Source organism: Bifidobacterium callimiconis (genome assembly GCF_003952005.1).
GTDB classification, from domain to species: Bacteria; Actinomycetota; Actinomycetes; order Actinomycetales; family Bifidobacteriaceae; genus Galliscardovia; species Galliscardovia callimiconis.
In genome coordinates this window covers 63,532-75,434 of sequence record NZ_QXGJ01000008.1, presented here as the reverse complement: position 1 = coordinate 75,434, position 11,903 = coordinate 63,532, and the positions used below count along the sequence as shown (strand labels likewise).

Genomic DNA, 11,903 nt, shown 5'->3' with positions numbered 1-11,903 from the left:
AGTGTCTGATATCCACGTTGAGATACGTATTGGTGATTCTACGCCTAATGCTTCAGGATCTGGTAAGGAAGATGATAAAGGTTCGAGCATTGATCCGCTTGTAGTTGTTGCGGTTTCGAATCATCAGAATGCTACGGCGATAGTAGGCAATGGAAGCAGCCAGAATAATGTCGGACGACGTTGTCGGTGGCCTTGGGGCAGCAAGAAGAATGCTGATCAAACGAGCTCAATAAAGGGTAATTAAGGTAATTTAATATGAAGCATGCAAAATGGTCTTTTTCATTGTTGTCGTTTAAACGTGAGTTCATCTCGGATGATCGTGAGATCAGTCCTTCTCGAGGGCAAGCGAGAGAGCAAGCCGGGGAGCAAGCAGACTCGACTTCTGCGGACAGCGCTTCTTCTGAAGAGAAAAGAGCTGTATCTGATAAAAAGACCGACGTGTTTCAGTTAGAGATTGGTGAGGTTCCAGCTGTGCCGGCACTTAATATAGCTATAGCGAGTGGTGGCACAGCAGCGCACGCTATAGCTGGAGCTGGAGCTGAAGCTCGTTCCGGTGAGGACCTTTCAAATTCATCAGAAAATGTAAAGAGGAAAAGTCTTAGAGGTGCTTGCTGCGGGTTATTTTTAGGTATTATCTTTGTGGTCGTATTTTACTTGTTGGGGAATTATGATATGTCTTTCCGTGAATTGAATTCCCTTACGCGACTATTTTCTATCGAAATTGGATTTGCTGGACTTTTGAAAGTTGTTTTTGCATGCTCAGGGGTCTTTCAAGACAAAATAAGTAAAGCTTTTGTGGATGCTTTCCTATTAACAATGGCAGGCGTGCCCGTGGTCGTTTCGTTGTTATCCTTTTTTGTGCCCATTTTTCACTGATTGATAGTTAAATAGCAAAAAGATCAATATTTTTGAATTAACGAAGGAACAAGGAATGCGCGTAGTGTGTGGCTATTTGCGTGCAATTGGTAATTTATAAGCTGACGAGAGTCGGATGCTGTTCTTTGGGGCGTCAAATTCCCGAAAATCGGCGAAAATCCGGGACTTTGACGCCCCAAAGAGTGAAACTCGGGTATTCGGCGCCCCAAATTTCATGAAAGCTGGATCAAAGGCCCGGTCAACCCCACACCACAAACAAAATCAGCCCTTACTCCCCATGAGCCACTCTGCCGTGGCGCGCTGCACGGCCTCGTCCTTGACGCCCCAGCCGGCAACCACCTGCATTTCCTCCTCCACGGTCTGGCTGATGGCCATCTCAGGGAAGTACTTGCGGGTGAGGGGGTGCTTCGGATCGATCATGTGGGAAGCCTGGAATAGGTCCTCCGCTTTGAATCCCTCCATGTTGAACAGTCGGGCCGTGAGTTCCTCGTCAGAGCATGCCGACCACGGGGCATCATCCGGCACATACTCGCCTTCGGCAGCAATGGCGCCACCCTCACCGAACACCTTGTTGCGGATCAGCACAAGATTCTGATGGTCCCCGTCCTCGTCCCAGAACGGATCGGGATTGTCCTCGGTCCACGGCACGCCGTTCTCGTCCTCCTCCAGGAAGTAATCGAACAGCATGGGGATGCGAACAAGCCGGTATCCAGGCTTGAGAACGCGCTTGCTGATCTCCCACGCATCCTCGTCCCGCCAGTACCATTCGTTGTTCTCGTCATCCTCATCGTCGGGATCCAAGTCAGCCACGGCCTGCAGAAACTCCTCGCGCAGAACCTCCTTGCCGAATATATCGCTCAGGAACGTGCCGCGGTTCACCTCCTCGTCCAGGGATTCCATCACTACGGCACGCTCAGGATCGTAGGTCCAACCCAGAGGCAGGTCACATGCATAACCTGCCACGTAGCGCAGGTCGCTCAGCCGCTGAATCGCGTAGTTGTATCCGCCGCAATCATTGATTTCCATAATCGTCTTCCCTTCTCGTACGTTTGGCGTTTGGGTGGTCCGGCCCCGACGCACAGGGCCAGGTGCCACTTCTCGGGCGTGAAATGCCTTTATTGCCAGACTTTTCGTCCTCGTCGTTGATGGATATCATTGTGCGACAAAAATATCTCTATGGCAGAAAATTGCCATAGAGATATTGCGTTTTATGAATGCTGGTAGATCCGTAGTTTCGTCGTGGCGCAGATAGCCCGGATTCGAACGTTTTGCGGTCAGTGGTCGCCGTAGTGTGTACGGCAGGCGATGATCTCCAGTCGATCTTCGCGAATGCGATAGACGAGTCGATTCGTCGCATCGATGCGACGTGACCACCATCCACTCAATTCTCCTCGCAATGGTTCAGGCTTGCCGATTCCCTCGCTCATGCCATTGCGCTCAATATCCTTGATGAGCGAGTTGATCCGTTTCAGAGTTTTCTTGTCCCGCGTTTGCCAGAGTAAATAGTCATCCCATGCCTCATCATCCCAGACCTTGAACATCGGATACTCCCTAGTCCTCGATCAGATCATGGGTATGCCCCGAGCCGTGATCCATCCGGTCGGCGGCGCGGCGCAGGTATGCGATGTTGTCACGCGAATAGAACGGGTCGGCATTCAGCTCGAACGGGATCCGACGCTCCCGCGCCACGGTTCGGGCAAACACGTTGAATGCGGCGCTCATGCTGATGCCCAGCTCGTCGCATACCTCGTTCATGCTCTTCTTGGTCTGATCGTCAATGCGGATATTGATCGTCGTCATCGTCATGATAGCCTCCACAAACAGCATTTATCTTATACAAGAAGTATACCATTCCGGTAGTCAAATGATATATGATGCCTTTATAGTCGAGGCGGCAGGGCTCAGCCGCGTGGAGTTCTGCCGCCTCTCCCAAGGATTTGGGGTGCCAAATGGACGAAAATCAACGGAAAAACGGGTATTTGATGCCCCAAAGAGTAGAACTCGGGTATTCGGCGCCCCAAATATGTGGCAAGGAGGACGTAGGTATGAACGCGCGGAGTCAGATGCGCCACCCCAACTTATAAAAGATATAAAAGATATAAAAAGTTATAAAAGGGACGATAGAAGAGAGACGAGGTTCGGCCTTCTATCGCTGTCCACCAGCCAACGGAATGAACATCATCTCGGAGCCGGCGATATGGCGGAACTCATAATGCATGTAGAATGCGGCTGCGCGTTCCGTGGCGGGTTCCACCACAAGAGCTCGTGCCCCGATGATCTCCGCGGCGCTGAGCGCCCGAAGAATGGCATCCCGCAGAAGCTGCCCTCCCACATGCATGGTCTGATATCGAACATCCACGCCGAGCATGCCGAGAAGAATGACGGGTATCGGATCCGGACTATTACGTCGCAGCCAGCCGGACGCGTCGTCATGTGTCATGCTGTAGGCACTCAATGTGTAATACCCGGCCAGAGTCGATCCGTCGAATGTGCCATATGCCACGGCCGTATGCTGACGACCGGCCATTCGCAGATGACGGGAAAGCCAGTCGTTGACGACGGGCAGTCCGCAATCGAAGTCGGATATATCGTCCTCCGAAGTCAGACGACGTGGCCTGGATAGCTCGGTCATTTCCAGATCGGCTCGCTTTCCAGCAGCTGCGTGATTTTTGCCGGCATGGGCTGGTCGAGTGCCGCGGTGAAGTTCTCCCAAGCCTGATCGTTGAGTCGGATGATGTGCGCCTCGCGAATATCTCGATCGGCGGCCTCCAACAGGTTGGACAATGCCCACTGTGACGCGGTGAGCCCCCTGGTTTCGGCTGCCTGATCGATCTTCAGACGCTGATCCTGTGTCAGTCGCATCTCAAAACGACTGTCCTTTGTCGATGATGTTTGTGCCATAACTCTATTGTACGGCGAATGTCCGTACGAACAAAGCGGGTTTGGGCAAACAAAAACCGGCCCCCATTCGGAGGCCGGTTCTATGTACAAGCTCCACAGTGCGGAATCTCTACACAACGTCATCGTCGTAGCGGTAAGTCTTAAAATCCGCCCAACTTCATTGACCATACGCGGCCATTCACTCTTGTGGGCTCCGCTGTTCTGTTTTGCTTGCTACATCTATTATGCCCCACATGTTCGCGCTCGCAAGCCAAAATCAGGAAAAAGTCCGAAGATTTTTTGGCGAGGTCACGGTGGGACTGCGTCGAGATCATGACGGGACTGCGGCACGGCCATAACGGGGTCGCATCAAGACTTCGTCGTGACTCTGCCGAGATCATGGTGGGGTGTGACCTCGTTGTGACAGGCTCACGTCGAGCCCCTGTCGAGACATCATTGAAATCCCGCGGAGACCGTATCAAGACCGTGCCGAGACCGATACGGGGGCTCCATTCGACCACATCACCCATCAGCTCTTGTCTTGTCATACGGTCAGCTGGTTGATTTGAGACATGACTATGACCAATGACATGACCAGCGTACGACCTCCATCCACCTTCCGACCATCCACGCGAGAACCGTCGTCGGCTCCGGTCCGTGGCCAACATTCCGTCCAACATTCCGCAGGGGCATCAACGTCGATGCGATCTCCGCAGATTTCACAATCCCGGCCGATTCCGCAGACACCATCAGCCTCCTCGACCAGAGGTCCAGCGGCATCCTCGCCGCATTCGTCTTATCAGGAACCAGCTTCCGTCCCATTGCCCGACGATGTGCGATACATGCCCATGCCGCAACCCGAACGTTTCTATATGCCGTCGTCGTCTGGTCGCGGCCAAACCGGAAACGGTTCTTCCGGAACCAGCGTCGGCTCCCATGACGTTTCGCAGTATGGCGCCGCTGCACAGCAGCCGTATTCCCCATATCCGCAGGCACAGTTTTCATCCCCATACGCTGTCGTCGCGCCGGTGTCCGCTTCTGGACCCTCGCCCGCATCAGGATATGTCGTGCCGCAGCTGATGCCGATCCAGCCGATATCACAGCCAATGCAATCGCAAGCCATGTCTCCGCAGTCGGGAATGGCGCAGTTCCCCGCATCGCAGTTTGCGGCGATCGCGCCGGCTGCAACATCCCCGTATCCCGATACGGCTGCCGCCGCACAAGGGCCGAGCACTCGTCGAGGCCGTCATACCGACGCCGCTGCATCGTTGGTGCCGTCTGCAGTATCCGCACCTGCCTCGCAGCAGTCCGCATCGCAGTCCGCACGGCAATCGTCCCAAGCGCTGTCCCGTCCACGAGCCCGTTCCCGAAGCACGGCCGTCGGCCCACCGCTCTCCTCCTCGTCATTCCTATCCGCTCCCGGCGGTCCCGGCAGCGGCATCGTCATGTTCCTCTCATCCAGCGGCGGCGTGGGCGCCACCGTACTCACCGCACTGTGCGCGTGGCATCTGACCATGCGCAACCGCACCTGCGCGCTGGTCGACGCCGACTTCACCGCCGGCGGCATGGACGTCACGCTCGGCATCGAAACCGAACCGGGCATGCGCTGGAGTTCCGTCAGCGCACCACTGGGACGAATCGAACCGCGCTCGCTGCTGCACGAACTACCTGAGTGGGAGGAGACCGTGGTGCTGGCAGCCGACCCGTGGAACGATCTCGCACCCGACTGGTGGGAGGTGGACGCGGCCATGCGAGCGCTGACCGAGGCGTGCGAAATCGTACTGGTCGACGGTGGCCACGCGGATTCGGAACACACGTTGCGCATGCATGCGGGCGTGCGTGTGGTGGTGGTCGAGCTCAGCGTGCTCGGACTGGCCCGGGCACGTGGATTGTTGATGCGCCTGAAGGAAAGTCGTGGTTCCGGTGGCGGCAAACATGGTGGTGGCAGGCACGGCGGAGGCAATCGTGGCGGTGGAGGTCGTGGTTCCGGTGGTCATGGTTCCGGAGGACGGCATGGTGGCGGTGGCGGCAACGGGCGAAGCGGTCCCAGCGGAGGCGCCCGCCATGGTGGATCCCGTCCGGGTGGCGCCGGCAACGCGGTCGGGCTCGCCGGCGCCGACATCACCACACTGCTTGTTGGCATCAAACCCGCGTCGGCGCCGCGGTCGGGCGTGGTGGCCGTCGAAGAAGCCGAGGAATATCTCGGCTCCCCGCTGATCGCCGTCTTCACACACGACCGGTCGATCAGCAAATCCGTTCTATCCGGCACCGGCATACCCTCGGTTCCACGACGATATCGACGATCGTTGGACGCGTTGTGCGATCGTCTGGAAATGGAGTGCCGCAATGAATGACAGCACGTATCGCAACGCCGGCTACGGCAAGGACGAGTATGCCGATGACGAGTATTCCGGCACCGTCTATGCTGCCAACGCCGACTACAGTACCGGCGGTACCGGCAACGAGTACGATGTCAACGCCGATTATCGTGCTGAAGCCGATTACGAGACCGGCTCTGACTACGACGACTCCTACGCTGCCACGCCCTCCGGCGAGCGCCTGGTGTTCGGTCCGTTGGGTGAGCTCGCCGACGAGGAGGGCGTCACGGATGTGGCGGTGACCTGTGATGGCCGTGTATGGGCGGATTGTGGCTCGGGCATGGAGGAGCGGGAGCTGACGGTGGGGTTTCGTTCGCCGCAGATCGTGCGCGAGTATGCGGTGCAGTTGTGTGCGCAGTTGGGGCATCGGTTGGATGATTCGCATCCGATCGCGGACGCGGCCACGGTGGATGGCGTGCGTATTCATGCGGTAATCGCGCCGCTGGTGGCGCAGGGTGCCGCGTTGTCGATTCGTTTTCCCGATCGTGCGTTGGCGCGGTTGGATTCACTGGGGCAGTCGGGCCTGTTCCCGTTGCAGTGGCTGCCATTGCTGAAGGCACTGGTGGTGGGGCGTGCCACGGTGCTGATCTCCGGTGGTACGGGTACGGGCAAGACCACGCTGCTGAAGGCGCTGCTGGCCGAATGCGACGAGCGCGAGCGCATCGTGAGCGTGGAGGAGATTCGTGAGTTGGGCGGTTTGCGGCATGGCAATCATGTGTCGCTGGTGGCGCGTGAGGCGAACGTGGAGGGCAAGGGCGCGATCGGCTTACCGGATCTGGTGAAGGCCACGTTGCGTATGCGTCCGGATCGTGTGGTGTTGGGGGAGTGCCGCGGCGAGGAGATCGCCGACCTGCTGCGCGCGTTGAATTCCGGTCATCATGGCGGCATGGCCACGGTGCATGCGGATGGTGTGGGACGGGTGCCGGCGCGACTGTCCACGCTGGGATTGCTGGCCGGGCTGAGTCCGGTGGCGTTGGCGATGCTGGCCGAGGGCGCGTTCGACGTGGTGATTCATTTGGAGCGTGAGCGTGGCGTACGCCGGATCGCGCAGATCGGCTGTCTGCGGGTGGCAGCCGACGGTGCGCTGGTTGGTAGTCCGATCTGCGAGTGGGATGGTCGTGGCGAGCCGGTGGTGCATCGACCGTTGTGGGACGAGTTCGTGGCGGAATGGCATGTTCCGGGCGCGGTGATTGCGTCGGCCGTGTCGGTCCGGCCGGTGCAGCGTTCCGTAGGCGACCGTGTTGTGCCGGCGTCATCCACGCCTGTTCGTTCAACGAATGAACGATCAATATCAGTGCGTTCCACAACGTCTGATCGCGCGTCTCGCCCAGTCCCCACGTTGCCAAGAACGCCGACGCGCATACGGTCAAATACGCCTGCATTGCCGCCACGCACGGACGGACGGTGACCGTCATGCTTCCCGTGGCCGTCGGCATATTAATCGGCGTGACGATCTGGATGATATGCGACGGAAGAACGGAACGGACGGAACGCCTGTCGGGACTGAGCCCGTCACCGGCCCGACCATCGTCACGAATCGGCATCGTGGCCGTACTGTCGTCGATCACATCGTTCGTGCGCAACGGCGGCACCGTGGTCGAAGCATTCGAAGAACTCGCCGAACGAACGTATCCGTCACCGACGATCACCGTGGATCGTGCGATGGAAATATTCGACGCCAAACGCAGTGACGACGAAACCGAGGAACGCGCGTGGCGAGTGGCGGTGAACGTGACCATGGCCTGTCAGGTGAGCGAACTGCTTGGATGCGAGACCGCACGATGCCTATCCGCCGTGTCAGCCGCCTACCGTCGCGAATGCCTGATGGAGGCGTCGCGCTCGCAAGCGTTGGCCATGCCGGAATCGACGATGAAACTGCTCGCCGCACTGCCGGTCGTCACGGTCATGCTGGGCGAGATCATGGGCGCAAGTCCGCTGACGTTCCTGTTCGGATCACTGTACGGATGGTTGTGTTTGCTGGGCGGGCTGACCTGCTACGGAATCGGACTGCTATGGATCGACGCGTTGACCAAACCGTTGCGTGACGATGCCGAAGTGCAACGGGATGGGCGGGCGTGACATGACGACGGAACTCTGGGCGTTCGCCGCCGCCATGACAGCGACGATAACCGTCTACCTATGTGTGGCCGGTACGCGGTGGGCGCCGCTCGTGGGGGAAGGCAGCGGGGAGCGGCGGATACGAACGGCCGTCGCGCTGGTGTTGGAGATGATCGCCGTCGCCGTGCGCCAGGGGGCGTCGATTCCACGAGCGTTGGAAGTGATCGGAGGAGTGTGTTCGCGCGCCGGTGGATGTGGAGGCGGCGTGGGAGGTGCGGGAGGGTTCGGCGACAGGGGCGGGAATGCGATCGATGATGTTGGGCTCGACGATCGGGGAAGTGCCGGCCATGGTTCTGGTCGTGGTGCTGGTGGTGATGGCCATGATCTTGGTCGCGAAATGATCCGGGTGGCGCGGGCGCTGAACCGTGGTGCCGATTGGGACAATGCGTGGGGAGTCGCCGATCCGGATGGGCCGGATGCGGCTGCGCTCGCCGTGATTCGCTCCGCGTTGGAGCCGTCGTGGAAGCACGGTATCTCGCCACTGTTGCGCATCGAAACGACGATCGAACAGATTGACCGCGACGAGCGACAGCGGATCGAGGAGGCTGCGGCGAAACTATCCGTCCGGGTTCTTGTGCCCATGGGCCTGTGCTTCCTCCCCGCCTTCATCCTCATCGGCGTAATCCCCTCCATAATCTCCTTCGCCACGGGGTAGGTGCATATGGGTATTGGAATCGGGCTATGGAATCGGCCTGCGGCCGATGCTGTGTTGTGTTCCCGCTGTCGCGGGAACGTGTCACCTCATCAGTCACGCGTTCGCGTGACAGCTTCATCCGCAAGAATGGACGGCCTACGGCCGGCGATATTCTGCTCGCCTGTCGGCTCGTCTTCGCCTATGAACAGTCCACTGGACTGTTCATTTGACGGCTCAGCCTAAGGGGAAGCCAGCACTTACCTATGCGACCGTATCCGGTAATGTTGCCTTCCCCTTGAGGGGAAGGTGTCGGCGTAGCCGACGGATGAGGTGACTCGTTTCGCGCCAGCGAAACACGGCACAGCATCGCCGAAGGCGATTCCGAGGGGGTTGCATTCGACCACATTGGGTGGAAAGCATGGACTGGCGGCGGGAAATTCAACAGACTGGGAACAGCTCCGGAGCTACCTATCACAACAACCCAAACAACCAATCACAACCAATCACAACCAATCACAACCAACAAACAACCAACAAACAACCAACAAACAATCAACCAACAATCATGTCCGAACCACTCCAGAAAGGAATCACCATGGACACCATGTTGGATGCCTCGCCGCCTGCCGCGACGGGCATCATCGATCGAATGAAAAATATGGCCCAACGCGCGAATGAGAAGATCTGTCTGCTCGACGCGCGCGGTCGTCTCCGCACCGTCACCGAACAGCCTGAATCCGGTCTGGCGACCGCCGAATACGCGATGGTGATGATCGCCGCCACCGGTTTCGCCGGTCTGCTCGTCGTGATCCTCAAGTCGGGCACCGTCGAAGGCCTGCTCAACGGCTTGGTCGAACGGGCCCTGTCCGTCGCCAACTGATCGGAGCGTGAACCATGGCGAACACGACGAGACATATCCGAACATCGTGTGGACAGGAACATGAGCGTGGGCCAATCCGAGATCGTCTTCGTGATTTGGCACATGCGTTGAAACGCCACGATCAAGGAACCGTCACAGCGGAGTTCGCCGTGGTTCTGCCCACAGTGATGGTGGTGGCGTTGCTGCTGCTGTCGTCGGCCCGGGCGGTGACGGTGTCGATGAACTGTCAGGAAGCCGCCCGGGTTGCCGCTCGGGAAATGGTGATCGCGCCAGACGGGGATGCGAACCCGTCCGATGTGGTCACCCGCATAGCCGGTTCCCGCGCAACGGTGCGCGTCGAGGAAAAACAGGATCAGATCACCGTGACCACGCGTTGCCCAGTGGGTCCGGGACCGCTCGGCATGCTGCCGGTGGCGGTGGAAGGAGAGGCGGTGGGACTGCGATATGAGTGAGCGTGCGGGGGAGAAGAATACCGGGAATGTGACGGTCGTGGTCGCGAAGGCATCTCATCGGTCACGCATTCGCGTAGCAGCTTCCTCTCAAGGGGAAGCCGGGTTTTTGAAATGCGGCCGTGGCGGCCATTGCGTAGCTGACGAAGGGTCGGGAACGGTGGTGGGTGTGGGATTGGTGTTGATGGTCGGTGTGCTATTGACCGCGATTCTTGCATTCGGGAACGTGCTGCACTGTAAGACCGTGGCCGGTACGGCAGCCGATTCAGCCGCGTTGGCCGGGGCCACGGCTCTGTATGATTCCGCCGGCGATCCGTGTACGGTCGCGAAACGACTGGCAAAAAAGAACCGTGCAACACTCGAAACGTGTCGGACGCTCGATGAGGACGTGATCGTGACGGTTCGAGTGAAGACTCGCGTTCCGCTCGTCGGCGATGTACACACGTCTGCACGGGCTGGACCCAAGAATTGTGTCGTTGCAAATTCTGATGTCGTGGAATGACGTCGTCGATCATCGTCGAATGACAATCGTGGAATGACGGTGCGACAGTACGGGAACTCCGCTGATCAATATCGGCTCATACGGATGTCAGCCAACGCGGATTCAAACTCAATGCACATACAGCCCCAACGGCAACGGCCGCCCACGACGGGCATGAACCACGCGGACCGTGTATTCATACTCATCACAGACGGCCGATGAACCGCTGACGTTGCGTCACTCGCCGCACTCATCGCTCGAGCGCGTTCTTGCTGCTACTTCGTCGCGTTCTTCTTCGCGTTGACGAACCAGTAGGCGAGCGCCACGAAGATCGCACCGCCCACGATGTTGCCGAGCGTGGCGGCGGACAGGTTGTACAGGATGCCCTGCACGGTCACTGCGTCCGCGCCGGCCGCCTGGGCGCCGAAGCCGAGCATCTTGGAGACGAGGCCGACGGGCAGGAAGAACATGTTCGCCACGCAGTGTTCGAAGCCCATGGCCACGAAGCCGGCGATCGGCAGCAGGATGCCGAGCACCTTGTCGGCTACGGAGCGGGCGGAGAATCCGATGCGCACGGCCAGGCATACGAGGATGTTGCACAGGATGCCGCGGAAGAACAGCGTGAACCAGTCGGGCGTGATCTTCGAGGCAGCGGTGGCCACGGCGGTGTTGCCCACGGCGCCGTCGTTGAGGCCCATGGTTCCTGCGAACGCGATCAGCGTGACGAGCACGAGCGCGCCGGCGAGGTTGCCGAACCAGACGATCACCCAGTTCTTCAGCATGGCCGGCCAGGAGATCCTGTGTGCCGCCAAGTCGGAGGCCATGAGCGAGTTGCCGGTGAACAGTTCCGCGCCGCAGCAGAGCACGAGCACGAGGCCCATGCAGAAGGCGAGGCCACCGACGAAGCGCTTCGGGCCCCAGGTCATGGCCGGGTCGCAGGTGACGATGAGGAAGAACAGGGCGCCGAAGCCGATGAACGCGCCGGCGAACATGGCGGAGACGAACGCCTTGCCGCCGGTGAGCTGGGTCTTGGTGACGCCGGCCTTCTCCACGGCCTCTTCGGTTTCGGCCGGGGTGAGCGCGTTCACGTTGATGATCGGGGTGAGGATCGAAGGCTGGGTGGTCACGTGCACCTCGTTGGACTGCGTGGTGCCGGCGTTCGTTGCCGGCGTGCCGTTGTTCGGCATGGGGTTCCCTTCTCTAGGAA

14 protein-coding genes and 1 pseudogene are annotated in these 11,903 nt (G+C 59.1%); 9 read left to right on the top strand and 6 right to left on the bottom strand.

Annotation, left to right across the window (positions count from 1 at the left end; genetic code table 11):
• Position 1: 1 nt before the first annotated feature.
• Both D2E23_RS08405 and D2E23_RS08400 read left to right on the top strand, forming a co-directional pair.
• Positions 2-244, top strand: coding sequence for a hypothetical protein (locus D2E23_RS08405; protein WP_126030471.1), 243 nt, complete (start codon positions 2-4; stop codon positions 242-244).
• A gap of 11 nt (positions 245-255) precedes the next feature.
• On the top strand, positions 256-876 hold the full coding sequence (locus D2E23_RS08400; protein ID WP_126030470.1) for a hypothetical protein: 621 nt from the start codon (positions 256-258) through the stop codon (positions 874-876).
• A 261-nt stretch (positions 877-1,137) separates the two neighbouring features.
• Here D2E23_RS08400 and D2E23_RS08395 read toward each other — a convergent pair whose 3' ends face one another.
• The 5 genes from D2E23_RS08395 to D2E23_RS08375 all read right to left on the bottom strand — a co-directional run bounded on the left by D2E23_RS08395 (position 1,138) and on the right by D2E23_RS08375 (position 3,738).
• The gene (locus tag D2E23_RS08395; RefSeq protein WP_126030469.1) at positions 1,138-1,902 is read right to left on the bottom strand and encodes a hypothetical protein; all 765 of its coding nucleotides are present in this window, start codon (positions 1,900-1,902) and stop codon (positions 1,138-1,140) included.
• Between the two features lie 248 nt (positions 1,903-2,150).
• Positions 2,151-2,417, bottom strand: coding sequence for a Txe/YoeB family addiction module toxin (locus D2E23_RS08390; protein ID WP_126030468.1), 267 nt, complete (start codon positions 2,415-2,417; stop codon positions 2,151-2,153).
• 10 nt (positions 2,418-2,427) lie between these two features.
• Positions 2,428-2,682, bottom strand: a complete 255-nt coding sequence (locus D2E23_RS08385; protein ID WP_126030467.1) for a type II toxin-antitoxin system RelB/DinJ family antitoxin — start codon at positions 2,680-2,682, stop codon at positions 2,428-2,430.
• A 340-nt stretch (positions 2,683-3,022) separates the two neighbouring features.
• On the bottom strand, positions 3,023-3,508 hold the full coding sequence (locus D2E23_RS08380; RefSeq protein WP_241227260.1) for an N-acetyltransferase: 486 nt from the start codon (positions 3,506-3,508) through the stop codon (positions 3,023-3,025).
• Complete coding sequence (locus D2E23_RS08375) at positions 3,505-3,738, bottom strand: type II toxin-antitoxin system TacA family antitoxin (protein ID WP_241227259.1); 234 nt, start codon at positions 3,736-3,738, stop codon at positions 3,505-3,507. Before D2E23_RS08375 ends, D2E23_RS08380 begins: the two co-directional genes overlap by 4 nt.
• A 1,085-nt stretch (positions 3,739-4,823) precedes the next feature.
• Between D2E23_RS08375 and D2E23_RS08370 the strand changes: the two genes are divergently transcribed.
• The 7 genes and pseudogenes from D2E23_RS08370 to D2E23_RS08340 all read left to right on the top strand — a co-directional run bounded on the left by D2E23_RS08370 (position 4,824) and on the right by D2E23_RS08340 (position 10,717).
• Entirely contained in the window at positions 4,824-6,110 is a 1,287-nt protein-coding gene (locus D2E23_RS08370; RefSeq protein WP_126030465.1) for a CpaE-like family protein, read from the top strand.
• A 205-nt stretch (positions 6,111-6,315) separates the two neighbouring features.
• Positions 6,316-7,305: pseudogene (locus tag D2E23_RS08365) on the top strand (CpaF family protein); the annotation flags it as partial.
• A 233-nt stretch (positions 7,306-7,538) separates the two neighbouring features.
• Positions 7,539-8,213, top strand: coding sequence for a type II secretion system F family protein (locus D2E23_RS08360; RefSeq protein WP_126030463.1), 675 nt, complete (start codon positions 7,539-7,541; stop codon positions 8,211-8,213).
• 1 nt (position 8,214) lies between these two features.
• A complete protein-coding gene (locus D2E23_RS11960; protein ID WP_126030462.1) occupies positions 8,215-8,907 on the top strand; it encodes a tadC protein in 693 nt (230 codons plus the stop codon).
• Positions 8,908-9,481: 574 nt separating this feature from the next.
• Positions 9,482-9,766, top strand: a complete 285-nt coding sequence (locus tag D2E23_RS08350; protein ID WP_126030461.1) for a DUF4244 domain-containing protein — start codon at positions 9,482-9,484, stop codon at positions 9,764-9,766.
• A gap of 95 nt (positions 9,767-9,861) precedes the next feature.
• A complete protein-coding gene (locus D2E23_RS08345) occupies positions 9,862-10,218 on the top strand; it encodes a TadE family type IV pilus minor pilin (RefSeq protein WP_338142181.1) in 357 nt (118 codons plus the stop codon).
• Positions 10,211-10,717, top strand: a complete 507-nt coding sequence (locus D2E23_RS08340) for an Rv3654c family TadE-like protein (RefSeq protein ID WP_126030459.1) — start codon at positions 10,211-10,213, stop codon at positions 10,715-10,717. Before D2E23_RS08345 ends, D2E23_RS08340 begins: the two co-directional genes overlap by 8 nt.
• Before the next feature lie 254 nt (positions 10,718-10,971).
• Here D2E23_RS08340 and D2E23_RS08335 read toward each other — a convergent pair whose 3' ends face one another.
• Positions 10,972-11,883: a formate/nitrite transporter family protein gene (locus tag D2E23_RS08335; RefSeq protein ID WP_126030458.1), complete on the bottom strand. Its 912-nt coding sequence runs from the start codon at positions 11,881-11,883 to the stop codon at positions 10,972-10,974.
• Between the last annotated feature and the right edge of the window lie 20 nt (positions 11,884-11,903).